Raw genomic sequence first — 18,502 nt, 5'->3', positions numbered from 1 at the left:
AACTTTGGGAAACACAAAAAAGCAGCATTTAAGTAAACTTAAGTGCTGCCAAAGGGATGTTAAATAACGTTTGCTGTACTAATTGTGTTTAAAGCTAAATAACTGGTAACCTTTAAGCTCTGGCACTTGCATTACTAATTGCTCTTCTTGTTTTGCAATATCAGCAAAGTTTTCACATAAAGAGTTAGCTCTCTCTTCAAGTGCGCTTGCATGTAGCTCTACTTTTTTTTCTATTTGTGCACCCATATTTTCCATGCGTTGTTCAAAGGCATCCATATCGCCGCCTGAACCAAGTAACTCAGAACCTAAAGCCACTAAAATACTGCCCATTGATTGCATTACTGCTGATTCAACCGCTGTTTCTATCTGCTGCTCAAATTGTTGTTCAAAGTTTTCGCCAAATTGATTAAAACTTTGTTGGCCCATTACAAATGTACCTTGCTGGTAAAATGTGTTTTCTACCTCAATTTTAATGTCGTCCATAAGCTCAGACATATTATCAAGACCGTCAATATTAAATGCATTGCCTACTTCTTCTAATGCCACACCGGCAATTTTAACACCCTCTAACGCTATGTTAGCTACTTCAGGTAATTGAGTGCGTAAGCTGTCAGAGTACTTATTCAGTGCTTCGCGTTGTGAGCTATTAAGCGCTACAAGCTCGCCATTTACGGTTAAGTCACCATGGGCATTAAATTGCATAGTTTTATTATTGGCAGTAAAAATTTCTAATTCGTTTGGTTTAATACGTACATCGTTTTTAAATTCGACGTTACATTCATCGTTACTAAATGAAATTGTAGAATCGTTGTCGTTATGAGCCATAGCGGCTGGCGTACAAATTAATGCGCTAACTAATAGTAATTTTTTCATGTTTGTTCTCTACTTTTTGTTGATGACGATTAATTAATAACAAGTTTGATGCCAGTTTTATTTTTTCATAAAAAACAATTGATTAAGTGTTTTTCTCTATTTTCTAGCAAGTCAAAATAATTAATAAATAGCTATTTTTTAGTCAAATTGGCTAACTAATAAAAATTAATAAATTTTATTTATCGATACGATAAAAAACTCTCACTTTCCTCAATTCAAATTTAGCGCTATTTATTCACATTACTGACATGAAGACTATTTACAGTAGTCGCGTGGCTTTATTTTGATGTTAATTTGCAGAGCACTTTGGCATTAAACATTTTTAATTTTACCGGCTATTGCGATAATAAAATCCTTGGTTGGTCTCAAACACTTTATGGAGTGGGTTGTGGGTAAGACATTTAGTTACGATGCGCTAGATGACGATTTTGTTGAAGACGAGTACGAAATGCTCGGACGTAATCAACACGATAAGAACAAGCAAAAGGTTAAAAAGAAGTTGGAAGACTACCTTGAGCAAAAACGCTTGCGTAAAAATCTAGGCGAAGACGATTTAAGCGATTACACCGATTAAATTTCACTAGTATAAATAAAATACCAATTAATATTGAGAGTTTAAATGTGCAGTTATGCGTATGTTTAAGTTTCAATAGTATTGGCAATAAAGAGGCCTTGCGCCTCTTTATTACTTTTTAAAGCGTACTTTTAGCCTGTGCTAATGCTTTTTGAATTGTAAGTTCTAGCTTTTCGGGCTTAGTAAAAGGTGCATAACGTTTAATTGGCGTACCATCTGCAGCAATTAAAAACTTAGTAAAATTCCACTTTATTTTACGTGTTAAAAAACCAGGTAAAGCCGATTTCAAGTGACGAAATACAGGATGTGCATGCTCACCGTTTACATCTACTTTGGCCGCCATTAAAAAACTCACACCAAAATTAATTAAGCACCCTTGCTCTATTTGTGTAGCGTCTCCGGGTTCTTGCTGACCAAATTGATTGCACGGAAATCCCAGAATAACTAAACCTTGGCTGGCATACTTATTGTGCAAAGCTTGCAGTGACTCGTACTGGTAGGTAAATCCACATTTACTTGCGGTATTAACAATAAGCACAACCTTCCCTTCAAAATCATTAAAGTTGATAGGTTGACCCTGCAAGCTTGTTGCGCTTAATTGATGGAATTTGTGCATATTGGCGTCTTTTTATTGTTGTTAGCCGTATTTTAACCTGAGTACAATATTTCATAAAGTATAAAGATCGCACTAATTTAAAATTAGAAATAGCCCCATACCGGCAAGCGTAGTGTAATAAATATTATGTGTTTTGTAGGCAACAATAATGGCGACTATTGCTGCGCTTAAATAAGGATTTTGCCAGTTTAAGTTAATGCCATCTTCATTCAAAAGCACGATAGGCACCCAAATTGCTGTAAGCACTGCCGGTGCACTAAAGCTTAAAAATTGCTGCATTTTAGGGCCTACTTTAAACGGCAAAGCACGGTGTAAAAACAAATAACGCGTAAAAAATGTAATGCACGCCATGAGTAAAATAGTCGTCATCATGGCGTTACTTCCTTTTTAGTGGTTAGTCTTGCAGTGCTGTAACCTGCGGCCATTGCCAGCAGCGCTGAGCAAACAAGCCATAACTCAAATCCTGTGCTTTTTAAAAGCGTTGCGGTAATGCCTGCTACAATTACCGTAACGAGTGAGGCCAAATTTTTAATGCCCGGAATAACCAAAGCTATAAACGTGGCAGCAATGGCAAAGTCGAGCCCTAAATTAGTTAAATCGGGCAGCATTGTGCCTGCTACAATGCCAATTAACGTCCAAATATTCCATGCAATATAAAAGCTAAAACCAGCGCTCAATGCGTATATTAAACGTGTTTTTGTTCTGTATGCTTTTCTATGGTGAGAAAATGCAAATAGCTCATCGGTTAATACAAAACTTACTGGTAAGCGCCAACGCATAGGTTGGTCAATTACCTTATGACGCACAGCTAAACCGTATAAAAAGTGCCGAGAGCTAATAATAAATGTTGTGAATAAAATTGTGAGCAATGGTGTGTTGCCCGCTATAAGTTCAATTGCAACAAGCTGTGCAGAGCCTGCAAAGACTAATAACGACATTGCTTGGGTTTCTAGTGCACTAAAGCCATTTTGAATCGCTAAAGAACCACATAAAATGCCCCAAGGAACAACAGCTAAACACAGTGGTAGCATATCTAAAAAGCCTTTTAAAATAGCTTTTTTAACTGGTTGCATGATATTTACTCGCACGGCTTGTAGAATGGCTCATAAGGATACCTTAATATTATGATGTTAAAGTAGTTAACGAATTAGATAATACTGTTTTTTTAAGGATAGGCGCAATGACGACGTTAAAAGTGTGGGATGGGTTTATTAGATGCTTTCATTGGTTTTTGGTTGTAAGTATTGCGGTGCTTTATTTTAGTATTGAAGAGGGCATGATTGAGCTTCATTTTGTTGCTGGGTTCTTTACTTTAGCACTTATCGTAACGCGTTTAATATGGGGCATTATCGGAAGTAAAACCGCGAGATTAAGTGGGTTGCTGCACTCTCCTCGTGCTATTTTAAAGGCACTAAAGACACCAAGCGACTCGCTAGGTCATTCAGCACCTGGCAGTTGTATGGTAATGGTATTTTTTATAATTATAATTACGCAGCTTATTACCGGGTTAATGAGTAGTGATGGCATTTTAACTGACGGCCCGCTTGCTCAATATGTGTCTAGCGATACGATTGATTTTGCAAATTGGCTACATGAGCTGAATTTTGACATTTTACTTTATGCTATTGGTTTACATGTATTAGCTATTATTGTTTATAGAATAAAAGGTAAGCCGCTAGTTAAAGCGATGATCACAGGCTCAAAAGAGTTAAAAGCAGATGACTCTGAGGCTAAAATAACAAAAGCGTCTTGGCCTGCGTGGCTAATATTTATATCTTTATTGGTGTTGCTGATATTTACGTGGGCGAAAGAACCTTTAACTTATTTATTTAGTTAAAAACACATTAAACCAACCTTAAAGGGTTGGTTTTTATTTTTTGTTGCATTCTTTTGTTTGATTTTTATGCGGGGCCTAATTATAATCGCCGCATTGCTGGCAAACTAATCGAAAGATTAGGGCGCAAAGTTTCCGGTCTAAGGCTTTTTATAAAGCTATGGTAGCGGGACTACTGCATAACGTGTTGTTATGTATCACTTGCCCTCAGTGTATTTTTTGTGTATCCATAGTGTATGGATAAGATTTTGTAACTCTTAAGGTGTTGCCGTGTTTATGCATACGTCGTTGGCCTGTGGAAAGTGGTCAACAATAGGTTGCTTAAATCATCATACCCAATTGTTTATTGGCGATGTGGTGAGTGTAACCTTTTATGACATGCAAGGAGAGCTAGTTAGTTTATCATTTGATTACAAAATCACCTCGCTTGAACAAGGTGAGCCTCACGCATGGCCACGTTTAATTGCCGAGCATATTAACGTGCATGTACCTCTTGTTAGCGCAGGTAAAATGACCGAACAAGGTTTAATTGTTGCCTATAGAAACAATGAAATTTTTGCTTTGCAAAGCAGTGGTATATGTAAAGCGCATGTCGATTTTCATTGTATTGCAAAATGCGATGAGCGTGTTGTTAATAACCTTGATACTTATGATTACGTGTACCCTGAAAATTGTGAAAACTATAATGCGGGTACAAAGGTATTGCAGCCAAAAACAGGGCATGTTTATCAATGTAGGCCTTGGCCATTTAATGAGTTTTGCCGCGCGAGTGACGATAAAAAGTTTATGTTCGAGCCCGGTATTGGACAAAGTTGGGCTATGGCTTGGCAGCAAATATAAGGCTTAAGTGAATTATCTTCCCAAAGGTATAGCGGTTTTAGTAATGAAGCGTTTACCGTTTTAGCCCACCCAACTATTGGATGGGCTTTTTTATTTTTATGATAAACTGCAAATCACATTATTTTTTTAATTGGTTTTGTTGTGTCTCGTCCTGACTACTCTTTAAGTTTATTACCTAATTTCCCGATTGCTAAACAGCAAGCCCATACATTAAGTACTCATAATAAAATACGCACTGATAATTACTATTGGATGCGTGATGACGATCGTCAGGATGAGCAAGTACTTGCACATTTACATGCTGAAAATGCATATTGTGATGAACAGTTAGCTGCAATGAAGCCACTCCAAAATACACTTTTTGAAGAGTTAAAAGCACGCATTGTAAAAGACGATAACTCGGTACCCGTTAAAGACGGGAAATACTGGTATCACTCAGAAGTTCGTGGTGATGATGAGTACTCTCGCCATTATAGAAGCACGAGCATAAAGGCTAATAATAAAGAGCTTTTACTCGATGTGAATATATTAGCTGAGGGATTTGAGTTTTTTGAGCTAGGAGAAGTCGCACTAAGCCCATGCGAGCAGCTTATGGCTTACTCTGAAGATACTGAAGGTCGTCGTATTTATAATGTTCGCTTTAAAAGCTTAACGACCGGTGAAATGCTACCTGATGTACTTGAAAATACAGAAGGGCAGGTTGTTTGGGCTAACGACAATAAAACTGTTTTTTATGTAAAAAAAGATTTAAAAACGCTACTAGGATACCAAGTATTTAGGCATGAGCTTGGCAGCGAGCAAAGCCAAGATGTAATGGTTTACGAAGAGCAAGACAGCAGCTTTTTTATGGGGCTTGGTAAAAGCCGCGACGAAGGCCTAATTATTATTGATTTAGCATCGACAGAGACCAACGATACATGGGTGCTTGATGCTAATAAGCCCACTGATGAATTTAAAGCATTAATGCCGCGTGAAGATGGCCACGAGTTTGACGTAGATAAGCTAGGTGACACATTTTATATTGTGACTAACTGGCAAGCTAAAAACTTTAGATTAATGACGGCAACAAACGAAACGATTGCTGATAAAACACAATGGTTTGAGCATACAGCTCACAGAGAAAATGTACTGCTTGAAGGTGTTGAGTTATTTAATGACTTTTTGGTATTGAGTGAACGCGAGCAAGGGCAAGCTCGATTCGTAGTTGTTAATAGGTTAGGGGATCGTATGGCACTTGAGTTTGCCGATCCTTGTTATTATGCTGCAATAGCAATGAACCCAGAGCCAGACACTCGCACTGCGCGTATTTATTACTCAAGTTTAACAACACCAGGCTCTTTATATGATGTTGATTTAGCAACTGGCGAAAAAACACTACTTAAACAGCAAAAAGTACTCGGTAGTTTTAATGCCGATGACTATCAGTCGGAGCGATTAATGGTAACTGCTCGCGACGGAGTTAAAGTACCTGTATCTGTTGTTTATCGAAAAGACAGCTTTAAAAAAGATGGCACAAATCCGTTATTTCAATACGGCTATGGCGCCTATGGCTATACGATTGATCCTAGTTTTTCTAGTTCGTCACTGAGCTTGCTCGATCGTGGCTTTGTTTATGTTATTGCGCATGTTCGAGGCTCTGAAATGCTAGGTCGCGAATGGTATGAGCAAGGTAAAAAAGAGCATAAAAAAAATAGCTTTAGTGACTTTATTGATGTGACAAAAGCGCTTGTTGATCAAGGTTATTGTGATAGCAATAAGGTGTTTGCCTCAGGCGGCAGTGCCGGTGGCCTATTAATGGGGGCGGTTGTAAACCAGGCACCAGAGTTATATTGCGGTGTTGGCTGTCATGTACCATTTTTAGACGTATTAACCACAATGCTTGATGAAAGTATTCCACTCACAACAAATGAATACGATGAATGGGGTAATCCAAATGAGCCTCAATTTTATGATGTGATAGAAGCTTACTCGCCTTATGACAATATTAGCGCACAAAACTACCCGAATATACTCGTTACTACCGGTCTTCATGACTCACAAGTACAGTATTGGGAGCCTATGAAGTGGGTTGCAAAAATGCGTGAACTTAAAACAGACAGTAATATTTTAGTATTTAAAACCGATATGGATGCAGGTCATGGCGGTGCATCAGGTCGTTTTAAAAGCTTAGAAGAAAAAGCCCTCGAAATGGCCTTTTTTATTGCGCTGTTAAATTAACTGCAAAATCGGAAAATTGTATTACTCTATATATAGAAGTTGATATATATAAGGTAATTTATGTTTGGAGCACATGGCGAATTTCAGATTTGTTCACAGCCCCCTCATATGTATTTAAAATTGAAGGGGAGCTTTAACAATGAAGGTATAACATCATTAACTAATGGTGTTATTCAAGAATTGAGCACTCACCCTGAAAATACGATTAAGTTTGTGATTGTTAACTTAAAAGAGTTTGAACTGTTAACTTTAGATAGTCTTGATTCGTTAGAGGCCTATTTTGCGGGTGTAAAAGAACGTGGCTATCAACGAGTTGACTATATAAACATTAATATCACAGCTAAAAACATGTTTGAAAAAGTATGGAAAAATAGCGATGTAGAAGTTAATTTTTATAAAGATACTGAAAGCTATTTATTAGTGCATCCAAGTGATAGTTATATAAAACAGAACTGGTAATTAATATGAGTATTATAAACCGCTACTGAAGAGGGCTTATAATACTCTCTAAACACCCTTTATAGCGCCTTGAAAGGTTTAAGCACATATCGTTTTTAAGTCTGACTTTATAATCGCCACTGTCAGTAGGCATCAGTTCGCAGATAGCTTGTTTTCTTACCAGCGTTGAGCGATGAATACGAATAAACCCTTCTGGCTCTAGCTGCTGTTCAATATTTTTCATGGTTTCGCGGTGTAATACCGGTGTACTACCTTGGGTAAAATGCAGCTCTACATAATTGCCCGCACCATTAATCCAAATAATATCTTTTATATCAATTAGCCTTACCTTACCTACATCTTTAACTACGATATGTGATGATGTTTTTTCGGTTTGTGTGCTTTGTTGATATTGACGTTCGGCCGCGCTTGCAATCGGGCAAAGGTGAACTAGTTTATCAAAGCATTTATCAATACGTGGTGCAGTTGAATCTACAATTAAAAAATCAACAGCGCCAACTTCAAAAGCAAAACTCGCAAAATGACCCGAATCAGCAATAATGACTAACTTAAGCTTTTTAGCTAGCTCTGTTAAATGCACTATTTGCATAGGGTCAGCCAGATTAGTTAGTTCGTAAAACAGCACGTTGTATTGATCTGTATCTATCTGATCTAATCTGTTTGCCTGAATAAAAGATTGAGATTCAAAGTGTCGGTGCTCTTGCACGCGCTTTGTTAAAAATGTTGCAAACTTAGTGTTACTAACAAAAGTTAATGCATGAAAAGAAGCGACCATTATTTTATATCTCTTGCTGTATATAATAATAAAGACCGTGCTTAGCGGAAAAACTGTTATGAAAAGTACAATATATTTATAAAATAATTGTGACGTACTAATTCGTCCCATCAAACTAGCTATTCATACCAAAGATTACGCCTAATAAATAACGTACGTAGAGTGTTTAAATAAATCCCCTTACTGTAATCCGCGAAGTAACTATTTAGTTACAAAAATAACAATTCAGGGGAATTATATGACATTAACTAACAAAGGTAGCGCACGATTATTTAAAAAATCGTCGTTAACAGTTGCGCTAAGCAGCGCGATACTTGCAAGCATTTCATTTCAAGGTGTGGCTGCAGAAGATGACGAAATTACTAAAATAGAACGTGTACAAGTTACAGGTTCTCGTATTCGTTCAGCTGAGGCGATGTCATCAGCGCCTATTCAAGTTGTAGATAGCGCAGCAATCGACGCATCTGGTTCATTAAATATTCAAGATTTACTGCTAGATAATCCAGCATTTGGTTCACCGGCAATCAGTCGTACTAATTCAAACTTTAGTACAGCTAGTGCAGGTGTTGCGACTGTAGATTTACGTAATTTAGGTTCTAACCGTACATTGGTATTAGTTAATGGTCGTCGTTATGTATCAGGTGTACCAGGTAGCTCTGCTGTCGATTTAAACACTATTCCGAGCCAATTTATTGAACGTGTTGAAATTATGACAGGTGGTGCTTCATCTGTGTACGGCTCTGACGCTGTTGCTGGTGTAGTTAACTTTGTTTTAAAAGATGACTTTGAAGGCGTTGAGTTTGATGGTCAGTACGGTGAATCGAGTGAAGGTGATGATGAGTCACGCCAATTTAACTTTACCTCAGGCTTATCAAGCTCAGATGGTAAAGGACACGCAATGTTTCACCTTGGTTACTCTGATCAAGGCGCTGTTTTCTCACGTGACCGTGATCGCTCAGCGGTAGACCAATTTTCAGGTATTTTCTTCGAAGATGATCCAGTAGCAAATCCAGGTTCTGTATTTGATGCAGTAAGCCCGTTTTTATCTTCATTTCCACCACAAGGTCGTTTTAGCGCTGGGGATGAAACATTTACGTTTAATGATGCAAACAACCTACAAAACTCATTTAGTACTAATGGCGGCGATGGCGTAGCTGCAAATGGTTTTAACCGAAGCGGTGTACGTACAATAGCAATACCTACAGAACGTTACTTATTTGCCTCAAATGGTAGCTACGAGTTAAGCGACAAGCATAGCTTTTTCTATGAAGGCACTTACGCTGCAACAACAACCGTTTCTGAATTAGAGCCATTTCCTTTTGCCTCTGACGACATTTATGCAAATGGCCAGGTACCAATTGAATTTAATGTAAATGGTGAGCTTTTACGTAACGCGTTTGTTCCCGACGATATATATAACGCAGCAACCGATACCGACGGTGATGGCGCACGAGATATCTTCTTTGCAAAACGTTTAAGTGATATCGGTAATCGTGGAGCACGAGCAGAGCGTGATACATTCCGTTTAGCACTTGGTTTTCAAGGTGAAATAGCCGATGGTTGGTTTTACGATACTTACTATGTATACGGTAAAACAAAAGAGCAACAAGTTTCAGGCGGTCTAGTTAATGTACAAAGCTTCCGTCAAGGTTTAGAAGCTGTGATCGATAGCCAAGATTTAGATGGTGATGGTATTACTGATGAGGCTATCTGTATCGATGCGACAGCACGTGGCTTTAATTGTGCACCAGTAGACATTTATGGTTTTAATTCGTTATCGCAAGGTGCTATTGATTTTGTAAGTGCACCTAGTTCGCTTTCAACGTCGGTTGAGCAAGAAATCATTGGTGGTAATATTTCAGGTGATTTATTTGATTTACCAGCAGGTACGGTAGGTATTGCAGCTGGTTTTGAATACCGCGAAGAATTTTCACGTAGTGAATTTGATGCACTACAGCAAGCAGGTCTTAATGCGGGTAATGCAATCCCAGCAACAGAAGGCTCGTTTGATGTAACTGAGTATTATGTAGAAGCAAATATCCCAGTGCTTGATTCTGTAACGATGAATGCAGCAGTTCGTTTATCTGATTATTCAACTGTAGGTAGCACTGAAAGTTGGAATGTAGGTGTTGATTGGGAAGTAATGGATAGCTTACGTTTACGTGCTACTCGTGCTCGTTCAACACGGGCTCCAAATATCGATGAACTATTTTCTCCGCCTTCACAAACTTTCCCAAGTGGTTTAAACGATCCATGTTTAGGTGTTACTAATAGTGGCGGTGGTGCTGCTGGCGATGCTTGTAGAACAGATGGTGGTGTTACAACTAATATCGCTTCAAATGGTGAGTTCACGCTTAACCAGTCTGACTTACAAGGCATTAGTGGCTTTAACCGTGGTAACCAAGATTTAAAAGAAGAAGTTGGTGACTCTGTAACAGTAGGTTTAGTATTTACACCAGAAAACCTAATATCAGGACTAGATATTACGCTTGATTACTTTGATATCGAAATTACAGATGCAATCGTATCAACACCTCGTCAGTTTATTCTTGACCAATGTTATGGCGGCGGCGATACAAGCTTTTGTGACTTTGTAACTCGTCGTAGTGCGCCATCAGGTAATAATAGTGCTGGTTCACTAGAATTTATCGACAGTGGTGTATCTAACAGTGGTGGTTTAGGTACAGAAGGTGTTGATTTAACACTAACGTACTCTGCTGATATTGGTCCTGGTGCGTTTAGAACTCGTCTTGCTTATACTTACCTAATCGATGGTTATAGCATTCCACTTCCAGGCGCTGATAAAGATGAGTTTGCTGGAGAAATTGGTGCATCAGAGCATAAAGCTAACTGGAACTTTGGTTATAAACTTAACGACTTTGATTTTAACTGGAGCTTAACTTACATTGGCGCTGCAGACTTTGATGATCAATTCTTAAGTGGTTTTGGTATTGCTCCAGGTGGAGTAGGGATTGGTTCAGTAACGTATCATGATGTTCAAGCAAGTTACCATATCAGCGATTCAACAGAGCTTTACGCTGGTGCAAGTAACTTATTTGATAAAGAGCCACCACGCATTTTATCGGGTGTGAGCGGTTCAAGTACTGGTACTGAAACTGATGCTGGTACGTACGACCCAATTGGTCAATCATTCTACATAGGTTTTAGAAGTAAATTCTAACCAACAATAACGACACTAATATAGTTACTTAATTAGTTACGTTCACAAAGCCTCAGTATCGCTGGGGCTTTTTTATTGGAAAAAATAATAAGAGCAGTAATGCTTATACATTGTTTATCCCAATATATAAGCATTATATCCACTTAAACCAAAAACAACGCCACTGGTAACAGGGGCGTTGTTTAGTATTGGGGGGAGACTAATATAGTAACCGAATCGCTTGATTATTTAACGATTTATCCCTATTTGTGGCCCTCTTCATTGAGGGCTTTTTTTTGCTGGTTTAGTCTAAGTAAGCCTTTAGCATCCAAACCAATTTTTCTTGCTCTGAGATGTAATCGCTCATTAGTGAGGCTGTACCTTCATCGTCTGCATCACCAGCTTGGCTTAAAATATCACGCTGCATGTGAATTAATGTGCTGTAACCAGCAAGTAGGTTTTCTACGGCTGTAACGCCATCACTAATACCTTTAGCTTCTTTAATTTTACTTACTTCAAGGTAATCAGAAAATGCATGTAGAGGTGCGCCATCTAACGTTAAAATACGTTCTGCAACTTCATCTACTTTTAGAAGTAGTAAGTTATAAATTTCTTCAAACTTAACGTGTAGTTCAAAAAAGTTACGGCCTTTAATATTCCAGTGAAAGCCACGCGCGTTCATGTATTGAATCTGGTAGCTACTCAATAATGTATTGAGTGACTTTATGATGTCTTCGCTTTTTGCGCTGTTTAGACCAATTGCGTTTACATGTGACATAACTTGCTCCTGAATAACCGTTTGTTTGTGAACTTGTGATAAGTATTACTAATTTCGATAAATTAGTAAAATCGTTTAAATGTATCTAGTTAATAGTTTTAACCTATTAGCTGTTTTTGATACCTATATTCACTTTAGACTATTAATAGAAGTGGGTCTGATTAATAAAAATACTACCCCTCAAAAGTAAATAAACCTCAAAAGTATATAAATCATGATCTAAAACAAACTTTATTCAAGGTAATAACTTAGCTATTTTTTTATTGATGCAGGTCAAAAATCATCCACCCTAACGGCGCATAATAATGTTGTCGAAATAATTAGGAGAGATAACATGCATGCAAAAACAGCGAAACAAAATAAAGCAGAGTTAATAGTGGTAGGAATTGCAGTCATCGCATTTGTACTTGGGTTAGTAGCGCACTTAGCGGGTGCAAGCTTTGCGAACTCAGATTTTTTTGGCTACATTGCGGCGCCGATTCCGCTTATATTGGCAGTGGTATTTTTAATTAGTTATAAAATAGCAGCCAATGCTGAAGATTAATCTTTCTCGTTTAAGCACTTTAAAATGTAATCGAGTACTTGGCGCGAGTAAATCATACTGGTATGGCTTAAATGAAATACTTTATGTTCGGCCATACCTTTAAGTTTGGTTTCATCTAGTAATACAGTGCCATCTGACTGGCTACCTTTGACTATTAAGGGCATAAGCCCAATAGGTAAATCGCCCGCAATACTGTAAAGCTTAGCTTTAAAAGGCCAATTACCATTTTTAGTGAGTAAAAATTCAACACTATTTTTTAAAAATGATTCAAACCCTTTTTGCTTCATTTTTTGCGCTATATGGCTGCCTTTATGTGGAGTACCCAGTGTAATTACCTTCGTAACATTCTGGCTAGCAGGGGAGTTTGCCTCTAGGTAAGCACGTGCAATAAGCCCTCCCATTGAGTGGCATACAAGCGCTGCAGGTTCGTTAGAAATACACTCATCAATTTGTGCAAATATGGTGTCGCGGTGAGGGTCGAGCGTATTATAGGTAATGTTTAATACCGTCATCCCCGATTCTTCAAGTCGTGAACAAAGTGGGCGCATAACAAAGCCAGACATATACAAGCCATGTAAAACAATAACGTGTTTAACTTTCATATGCTCCCTAATACCAATTTTATTAAAAACATGATCATTCTAGCGCATTAAATAACCCGCTACCTGCGTTAAAAATTATTTATATAGAACAACTATATGTCATAATTTTCGCCTTGTTATCGACTTATTTCCTTGTCGCTATAATAGATAACTAATTTAATGCAATTGGTATAACCTATCTTAGTTACATCAATTGCTGTGGTTTTATTTCAATATTGGTTGTATCGGTATTTACCCATACTTCACCATCTTGAATGGTAATGGCGAGCTTAATTCCACGATCAACCAAAGCAGCAAGTGCTTGTGTTGCTGCATATTCAAGGCTAAAAATACTTAGATTTTTAAATTCATACAATTTAGGTTGGTGTTTTTGCCACCAAATTGCTTGATTGTTTTCACCGTAAGTATATAGCACCACTTTTTTAGATTTATTACAGGCTTTTTTAAGGCGTTTTTCATCTGGTAAGCCAAGCTCAACCCATAGTTCTATTTCTTCACTATAGCTTACATGCCAAAGTTCAGGCTCATCATCAGCGCTTAATCCTTTAGTAAATTCTAAACCATCACAGCTATTTAGCGCAAAAGCGAGTAAGCGAATCATCAACCGCTGATCGGTTTCTGATGGGTGTTGAGCCAAGGTTAAATTAAAATCTTGATAAACGTGGCGGTCCATATCGCTAAGCGATAACTGCACTTTCATAATGGTGGATTTAAGAGCCATAATAACTAATCTGAAAAAATTTGCGTCAGTATAGCGCAATTAAATGAATTGCCAGTTAAAATAGCGGTTAATTATACGTTAGGAGTTAAAAATGGCTATCCAGTGGTTCCCTGGGCGCTTGCATTAACCTCCATCAGTATACGCAGAAAGAATTTTGTATAAATAAAATCAGTGGTTTGTCGTTATTTCATTCCGCCACATTCCGCATGATGATTACTAAATCCGAACCATTCAGTACCCCACTCAGTACCCCCAGCTTTAAAAATACTATATACTCATGTGATTAACTGAATATATAGGTTATGCGAAATATGCGTTTAACTGATCGTAAGATAAAATCAATTATAGCCACAGGCAAAGAACAAACCTTTTCAGATGGTAATTGCTTAGTGTTGCGCGTTAGGGCGAATGGGACTAAATCTTGGCGGTTTAAATATACAGTTAATAAAAAAGTTACCAAAATTTCTTTAGGTGCTTATCCTGCTGTTACTCTAGCTGAAGCCAGAAGTGTGGCAGTAAACTATATGCAGCTTTTAGCTAAAGGCACTGACCCTAAAGAATACGAAAGTGCGAAAAAGCTTGAAGCAAGTAGGAAGCTAGCTAATACATTTTATGCTGCCGCAGAGCTTTGGTTTGAACGCAAACAGCCTACTGTGACGCCTCATCACGCAGCTAGGGAATGGCGAACGCTTGAGATGTATATTTTCCCCAAGTTGAAAGACACGCCTTTAGAAAACATTACAGCGATTGATACCATTGAAATTCTCAGACCACTTGAGACTGACGGAAAACACTCCACAATTAAGCGTATTTGCCAAAGCTTAAACCAGATCATGGATTACTCGGTAAATCATGGTTTTATCAATGCCAATCCACTAGCAAAAATTATAAAAGTATTTACCAAAAATACAGTAGAGCACATGGCTACTATTAGACCCGAAGAACTACCTGATTTTTTAACCGCTCTGAATGGCTCACAAACCATTCAGAACAAAACAAAGCTTTTAATTTTGTGGCAATTGCACACTATGACTCGCTCAAAGGAAGCCGCAGGCACTAAGTGGGCCGATATTAATATTGAAGATGCTGTATGGGTGATCCCTGCTGAAGAAATGAAGCGCAGAAGAGTGCACCGAGTACCTTTAACGCCTGCTACTTTGGCAATACTTGAACAAATGAAACCACTCAGCGGTCACCATGAATATGTATTCCCGAGTGAGCGTAATGAAAAGAGCCATGCCAGTACCTACACAGTTAATGCAGCTATAAAGCGAAGCTTAGGCTACAAAGATAAGCTGGTGGCTCATGGCTTGCGTTCCGTTGCTTCTACAGCCCTTCATGAAAAAGGTTACGATAGCCTTTTGGTCGAAGCCTGTTTAGCCCACGCAGATGAAAATGAAACAAGAGCGGCATATAACCGCTCTGATTACCTTGAAAAACGTAGGTCTATAATGAGCTGGTGGAGTGAGTTCATTTGCGAAGGCATGCATGAGAAATAGACGGATTGATTCAAGCTATAATACGCCCTTATCATTATCAATAATCAACTTAATTAAATATTGGGTCATATTCATCTTGTTTCTAGTGGCACTGGATCGGAGCTTATTATAGTCACTGCGATTCAAGTTTAGTGTTATTTGTTCTTTATTAAATTTACGTCTTTTGGCTTGTCGCCAAGCAGCTTGGAATAATCCTTTATTGTTATTTTTGCCTAAGTATTTATCTAATTTATCTGAATTCCCAGATGCCAAATATTGCTCAAACGCTTTTGCATGAACTGGTGACTTTTTAGAAAGATACGATAATGCCCATGTCTTAAAGTACTCTCTATGTATAGTATCTAATCCATCAAAAAATGATGAAATTAAACTTACTTTATTATCATTCGTATTTCTCATTGCCAATTACCTCTGTGACATGTAACGTTACCTGAAATGTTTTTCAAAATTGGAGAGTACTATTAATTCTATAACAAGTGAAGAGATCCTTACTTTGTCTCCTAATTCTTACTGGACTTTTATGAAACTGTACTTATGTCTTGGATTTGAACTTGAAGGGCAAATGTTGGAATGTTCTTTAGCAGAGCTTAATAAAATGATAGGGGTTAGTTCTAGAGATTTTAAGAACTGCCTAGATGAGTTAGAACAAAAAAATTTAATAAGGCTCGCTCATAATGTCAGTGTAATTAAAAGAGGATGCTCTCCACAAAAAGTAATTTTATTAGGTGAGGTTAAAGAGTTTTTAGTTCAGAGTTATGATGAGAAATTACTTGCAGATATCCAAAAAATTTTAGCTTTAAAAAACTCAAAAAACTTAAATGGGTTAAATGAGTCAAAGCTTATGATTAAAGAAAAGGCTCTCTTACTTTTTTGTTTGCTGATAAAAGACTCGGTAGCAATGAGCGAAAAATATATAAGGAGGACGTTTGGTGTGAAGGCAGAAAATGCCTATGAAAAGTTTAACCAACTCAACTTAAAGCTTCATTGTGTCGTTAAAATACACTTTGAAAATAATAGCCGTATATTCAAAGTTGAAAAGATAGATAGCTATCAGATCGTCTTGGAAAGCTTTCAAGTCACCTTGCTTTTAATGGACTTAAACAAAGAGCCAAGTCTATTCACGGGAAGTGCTTTAAATTATAGCTTTAATGGATTTAGTACCACCCCATCACTGTTTAAACTATCTTCTCTTGTCAGTGATTATTTGGACTACTACCGAATTGATAAAATGAACAGTGAAGAACCTTATACTGTAGACAAACTGAATACGTTTGGGTTTAGTGATGAGGAGCATAGCCATTTGCTAATGAAGTACATAAGCAGAAAGTGTAGAGGGTTTAATAGCAAAACAGACCTGTTCAGTAATCATGCTGAATTGAAACTGACATTAGCTAAACAATATACTGAATTAGAAAATACTAAATTAAAGGGCTATATATCAGCACTTAAAGCAGGCCGCTATTCAGACGCTTATTTAGAGAAAGTCGGTAAAAGTGTTGTGAAGTTAATTTTTAAAAAAGATCATTATTTATTCGGCTATTGCTTTTTAAAAGCCGTTTGTACCTTTTATGTTTTATTTTTAAAGCGCTTGGAAAAAAGATTACAAGACGACTTCTATCAAAAAAAGGTGACGGCTATATACGTTAATGACGAGATGCCTACTTTTTTTAATATTCGTATCGCACAGGACAAGAAGCTAAATCAGTTTCTGTTTCAAAATAGGGTATTTAAGATTTAGCGAGAGGTTAAAAGCTTTATAATAGTGCACTAAGTTCCGAATGAAATAAGTATAATTTATATAGATAATCAGTGTGTATTTTTTAAGAACTTGAGGTTTAGCCTTCTTTTAACTTAGCTTTTTTTTCGTATAGTTAATATACATTTAATGTATTGTATTTAAATAATTTAATTCCTTGATGTTTTTTCTTACTTTAATTCCCCTTTGTATGAAATATACAAATTTATGGAAAAAGTAATGAGCTATAGAAAAGTTGAAAGAAATATATTCGATGAACGTTTTCGAGTACTAACCACATATAAAAAAATTATTGAAACAGAGCTTAAATATGCGTTCTATGATAATAGAAGAGTTTCTATAATTCGTTTTGATTTACATATACCTAAGCTGTGCAGGGGACAAGACAATCCACTTACTCAAAGTACCGGATTGATGAAGAAGTTTTTTGGTTCTTTAGTTTCAAAATTAAAGGTTAGTTATCTTATTGATGATGTTTATCGAACGCAATGCTTACGTTACGCTTGGGTAAAAGAGTTTGGTGAAAATAGTGAGGTTGAACACTATCATATTTGTTTGTTTATGGACCAAGATAAGTTTGGTTTTATAGGAGATAGTGAATACACATCGAGGCTTAGGAGAAACAAAAAAGTAAAGAAAAAGTCATTAAAAACCTGCATATTCGAAGCTTGGGCTAGCGTTTTTGGCTTAAGTGCTAACTTAATCTTAAGTAGCGTTCATTTTACTAAAAAACCTGTACATTGGATTAGTTCTCGTGATTACGAGGAGGCAAATGAGGTATATAAAATTGCTGTTAAACGCTTAATGTATTTGGCTAAACCAGAAACAAAGTGCTGGAGAGGGGACGGTCTAAAATCAATCGGAACTGGTTGCATGACGATAAAAAAATCTATTAGGCCTAGAGCTGTTAGTATTAAGGACTAGGAAAGTAGCTATGCACGGCTAAGAAATTACTGATAGTGATTTAACCACTCAAGATTTTGAAGTCGATAAGTGGTTAAATCAAATCTGAGTTAGTACGCTTTAGTCGTCTTCTTCACAATCACACTCATGTTTTTTAACTAAGCAGTCTTCACAGCCTGGACACTCACAATTACTTCCCATTTGTTCGCAGTTATCACAAATTTTATCTAATGGATCCATGTTCTTACCTTTTAATTAATACGATATGTCTGACACAGTGAATACTAGAGTGTGATTAAAAACAAGTATGCAATCAATTAAATAGAAAAATTTATCTAAATAGGGAGGCAG

The 18,502-nt window shown here is 37.2% G+C and carries 19 protein-coding genes and 1 riboswitch; of the genes, 10 read left to right on the top strand and 9 right to left on the bottom strand.

Features of this window, described 5'->3' with window-relative positions; translation table 11 throughout:
* Nucleotides 1–78: 78 nt before the first annotated feature.
* A complete protein-coding gene (locus tag CXF76_RS04610; RefSeq protein WP_101163145.1) occupies nucleotides 79–873 on the bottom strand; it encodes a YggN family protein in 795 nt (264 codons plus the stop codon).
* A gap of 388 nt (nucleotides 874–1,261) precedes the next feature.
* Here CXF76_RS04610 and CXF76_RS04605 point away from each other — a divergent pair, with 388 nt between their 5' ends.
* Nucleotides 1,262–1,447: a PA3496 family putative envelope integrity protein gene (locus tag CXF76_RS04605; protein ID WP_007579801.1), complete on the top strand. Its 186-nt coding sequence runs from the start codon at nucleotides 1,262–1,264 to the stop codon at nucleotides 1,445–1,447.
* Nucleotides 1,448–1,565: 118 nt separating this feature from the next.
* Here CXF76_RS04605 and CXF76_RS04600 read toward each other — a convergent pair whose 3' ends face one another.
* From CXF76_RS04600 to CXF76_RS04590, 3 genes are all read right to left on the bottom strand, one after another.
* The gene (locus CXF76_RS04600) at nucleotides 1,566–2,063 is read right to left on the bottom strand and encodes a glutathione peroxidase (RefSeq protein WP_010554845.1); all 498 of its coding nucleotides are present in this window, start codon (nucleotides 2,061–2,063) and stop codon (nucleotides 1,566–1,568) included.
* Between the two features lie 72 nt (nucleotides 2,064–2,135).
* Complete coding sequence (locus tag CXF76_RS04595; RefSeq protein ID WP_101163144.1) at nucleotides 2,136–2,435, bottom strand: AzlD domain-containing protein; 300 nt, start codon at nucleotides 2,433–2,435, stop codon at nucleotides 2,136–2,138.
* Complete coding sequence (locus tag CXF76_RS04590; protein WP_101163143.1) at nucleotides 2,432–3,136, bottom strand: AzlC family ABC transporter permease; 705 nt, start codon at nucleotides 3,134–3,136, stop codon at nucleotides 2,432–2,434. Before CXF76_RS04590 ends, CXF76_RS04595 begins: the two co-directional genes overlap by 4 nt.
* A 107-nt stretch (nucleotides 3,137–3,243) precedes the next feature.
* Here CXF76_RS04590 and CXF76_RS04585 point away from each other — a divergent pair, with 107 nt between their 5' ends.
* The 4 genes from CXF76_RS04585 (at nucleotide 3,244) to CXF76_RS04570 (ending at nucleotide 7,413) form a co-directional block, all read left to right on the top strand.
* Nucleotides 3,244–3,900 (top strand): cytochrome b/b6 domain-containing protein, encoded by a 657-nt coding sequence (locus CXF76_RS04585; protein WP_101163142.1) that lies wholly within the window; start codon nucleotides 3,244–3,246, stop codon nucleotides 3,898–3,900.
* Between the two features lie 88 nt (nucleotides 3,901–3,988).
* A riboswitch (cyclic di-GMP riboswitch) is annotated at nucleotides 3,989–4,077 on the top strand.
* Nucleotides 4,078–4,173: 96 nt separating this feature from the next.
* Nucleotides 4,174–4,737, top strand: coding sequence for a chitin-binding protein (locus CXF76_RS04580; RefSeq protein ID WP_101163146.1), 564 nt, complete (start codon nucleotides 4,174–4,176; stop codon nucleotides 4,735–4,737).
* Nucleotides 4,738–4,878: 141 nt separating this feature from the next.
* Nucleotides 4,879–6,954, top strand: a complete 2,076-nt coding sequence (locus tag CXF76_RS04575; RefSeq protein WP_101163141.1) for a S9 family peptidase — start codon at nucleotides 4,879–4,881, stop codon at nucleotides 6,952–6,954.
* Between the two features lie 60 nt (nucleotides 6,955–7,014).
* A complete protein-coding gene (locus tag CXF76_RS04570; RefSeq protein WP_101163140.1) occupies nucleotides 7,015–7,413 on the top strand; it encodes a hypothetical protein in 399 nt (132 codons plus the stop codon).
* 22 nt (nucleotides 7,414–7,435) lie between these two features.
* On the opposite strand, the gene CXF76_RS04565 is transcribed toward CXF76_RS04570, so the two are convergent.
* Nucleotides 7,436–8,188, bottom strand: coding sequence for a LytR/AlgR family response regulator transcription factor (locus CXF76_RS04565; RefSeq protein WP_101163139.1), 753 nt, complete (start codon nucleotides 8,186–8,188; stop codon nucleotides 7,436–7,438).
* Nucleotides 8,189–8,426: 238 nt separating this feature from the next.
* On the opposite strand from CXF76_RS04565, the gene CXF76_RS04560 reads away from it, so the two are divergent.
* Nucleotides 8,427–11,369, top strand: a complete 2,943-nt coding sequence (locus CXF76_RS04560) for a TonB-dependent receptor domain-containing protein (RefSeq protein WP_024609378.1) — start codon at nucleotides 8,427–8,429, stop codon at nucleotides 11,367–11,369.
* Between the two features lie 283 nt (nucleotides 11,370–11,652).
* Here the strand turns inward: CXF76_RS04560 and CXF76_RS04555 are convergent, their stop codons facing one another.
* On the bottom strand, nucleotides 11,653–12,126 hold the full coding sequence (locus CXF76_RS04555) for a Dps family protein (RefSeq protein ID WP_004334993.1): 474 nt from the start codon (nucleotides 12,124–12,126) through the stop codon (nucleotides 11,653–11,655).
* Nucleotides 12,127–12,460: 334 nt separating this feature from the next.
* On the opposite strand from CXF76_RS04555, the gene CXF76_RS04550 reads away from it, so the two are divergent.
* A complete protein-coding gene (locus CXF76_RS04550; RefSeq protein ID WP_007579816.1) occupies nucleotides 12,461–12,670 on the top strand; it encodes a hypothetical protein in 210 nt (69 codons plus the stop codon).
* Here CXF76_RS04550 and CXF76_RS04545 read toward each other — a convergent pair.
* Nucleotides 12,667–13,272 (bottom strand): alpha/beta fold hydrolase, encoded by a 606-nt coding sequence (locus CXF76_RS04545; RefSeq protein ID WP_010554854.1) that lies wholly within the window; start codon nucleotides 13,270–13,272, stop codon nucleotides 12,667–12,669. The genes CXF76_RS04550 and CXF76_RS04545 overlap by 4 nt on opposite strands.
* Nucleotides 13,273–13,456: 184 nt before the next feature.
* Nucleotides 13,457–13,993 (bottom strand): YaeQ family protein, encoded by a 537-nt coding sequence (locus CXF76_RS04540; protein WP_101163138.1) that lies wholly within the window; start codon nucleotides 13,991–13,993, stop codon nucleotides 13,457–13,459.
* Between the two features lie 311 nt (nucleotides 13,994–14,304).
* Between CXF76_RS04540 and CXF76_RS04535 the strand changes: the two genes are divergently transcribed.
* The gene (locus CXF76_RS04535) at nucleotides 14,305–15,492 is read left to right on the top strand and encodes a tyrosine-type recombinase/integrase (RefSeq protein WP_101163137.1); all 1,188 of its coding nucleotides are present in this window, start codon (nucleotides 14,305–14,307) and stop codon (nucleotides 15,490–15,492) included.
* A gap of 15 nt (nucleotides 15,493–15,507) precedes the next feature.
* On the opposite strand, the gene CXF76_RS04530 is transcribed toward CXF76_RS04535, so the two are convergent.
* Entirely contained in the window at nucleotides 15,508–15,891 is a 384-nt protein-coding gene (locus CXF76_RS04530; protein WP_101163136.1) for a hypothetical protein, read from the bottom strand.
* Between the two features lie 121 nt (nucleotides 15,892–16,012).
* On the opposite strand from CXF76_RS04530, the gene CXF76_RS04525 reads away from it, so the two are divergent.
* Together CXF76_RS04525 and CXF76_RS04520 are read left to right on the top strand one after the other, a co-directional pair.
* Nucleotides 16,013–17,230, top strand: a complete 1,218-nt coding sequence (locus tag CXF76_RS04525) for a hypothetical protein (RefSeq protein WP_101163135.1) — start codon at nucleotides 16,013–16,015, stop codon at nucleotides 17,228–17,230.
* Between the two features lie 237 nt (nucleotides 17,231–17,467).
* Nucleotides 17,468–18,172 carry a YagK/YfjJ domain-containing protein gene (locus CXF76_RS04520; protein WP_157823337.1) on the top strand — a complete coding sequence of 235 codons (705 nt, stop codon included), beginning with the start codon at nucleotides 17,468–17,470 and terminating at the stop codon, nucleotides 18,170–18,172.
* Nucleotides 18,173–18,502: the final 330 nt, after the last annotated feature.

The sequence above is a fragment of the Pseudoalteromonas sp. 78C3 genome (genome assembly GCF_002836695.1).
GTDB classification, from domain to species: Bacteria; Pseudomonadota; Gammaproteobacteria; order Enterobacterales; family Alteromonadaceae; genus Pseudoalteromonas; species Pseudoalteromonas arctica.
Note: the sequence above shows the minus strand (reverse complement) of the source record. Positions and strands in the feature narration are given on the sequence as shown.

What these genes read in the sequence shown, in the direction of transcription:
- CXF76_RS04530 (WP_101163136.1), bottom strand. Translation starts at nt 15,891, where the DNA reads ATGAGAAATACGAATGATAATAAAGTAAGTTTAATTTCATCATTTTTT.
- CXF76_RS04600 (WP_010554845.1), bottom strand. Translation starts at nt 2,063, where the DNA reads ATGCACAAATTCCATCAATTAAGCGCAACAAGCTTGCAGGGTCAACCT.
- CXF76_RS04585 (WP_101163142.1), top strand. Translation starts at nt 3,244, where the DNA reads ATGACGACGTTAAAAGTGTGGGATGGGTTTATTAGATGCTTTCATTGG.
- CXF76_RS04525 (WP_101163135.1), top strand. Translation starts at nt 16,013, where the DNA reads ATGAAACTGTACTTATGTCTTGGATTTGAACTTGAAGGGCAAATGTTG.
- CXF76_RS04555 (WP_004334993.1), bottom strand. Translation starts at nt 12,126, where the DNA reads ATGTCACATGTAAACGCAATTGGTCTAAACAGCGCAAAAAGCGAAGAC.
- CXF76_RS04520 (WP_157823337.1), top strand. Translation starts at nt 17,468, where the DNA reads ATGAGCTATAGAAAAGTTGAAAGAAATATATTCGATGAACGTTTTCGA.
- CXF76_RS04595 (WP_101163144.1), bottom strand. Translation starts at nt 2,435, where the DNA reads ATGATGACGACTATTTTACTCATGGCGTGCATTACATTTTTTACGCGT.
- CXF76_RS04570 (WP_101163140.1), top strand. Translation starts at nt 7,015, where the DNA reads ATGTTTGGAGCACATGGCGAATTTCAGATTTGTTCACAGCCCCCTCAT.
- CXF76_RS04545 (WP_010554854.1), bottom strand. Translation starts at nt 13,272, where the DNA reads ATGAAAGTTAAACACGTTATTGTTTTACATGGCTTGTATATGTCTGGC.
- CXF76_RS04535 (WP_101163137.1), top strand. Translation starts at nt 14,305, where the DNA reads ATGCGTTTAACTGATCGTAAGATAAAATCAATTATAGCCACAGGCAAA.
- CXF76_RS04565 (WP_101163139.1), bottom strand. Translation starts at nt 8,188, where the DNA reads ATGGTCGCTTCTTTTCATGCATTAACTTTTGTTAGTAACACTAAGTTT.
- CXF76_RS04560 (WP_024609378.1), top strand. Translation starts at nt 8,427, where the DNA reads ATGACATTAACTAACAAAGGTAGCGCACGATTATTTAAAAAATCGTCG.
- CXF76_RS04540 (WP_101163138.1), bottom strand. Translation starts at nt 13,993, where the DNA reads ATGGCTCTTAAATCCACCATTATGAAAGTGCAGTTATCGCTTAGCGAT.
- CXF76_RS04550 (WP_007579816.1), top strand. Translation starts at nt 12,461, where the DNA reads ATGCATGCAAAAACAGCGAAACAAAATAAAGCAGAGTTAATAGTGGTA.
- CXF76_RS04610 (WP_101163145.1), bottom strand. Translation starts at nt 873, where the DNA reads ATGAAAAAATTACTATTAGTTAGCGCATTAATTTGTACGCCAGCCGCT.
- CXF76_RS04590 (WP_101163143.1), bottom strand. Translation starts at nt 3,136, where the DNA reads ATGCAACCAGTTAAAAAAGCTATTTTAAAAGGCTTTTTAGATATGCTA.
- CXF76_RS04580 (WP_101163146.1), top strand. Translation starts at nt 4,174, where the DNA reads ATGCATACGTCGTTGGCCTGTGGAAAGTGGTCAACAATAGGTTGCTTA.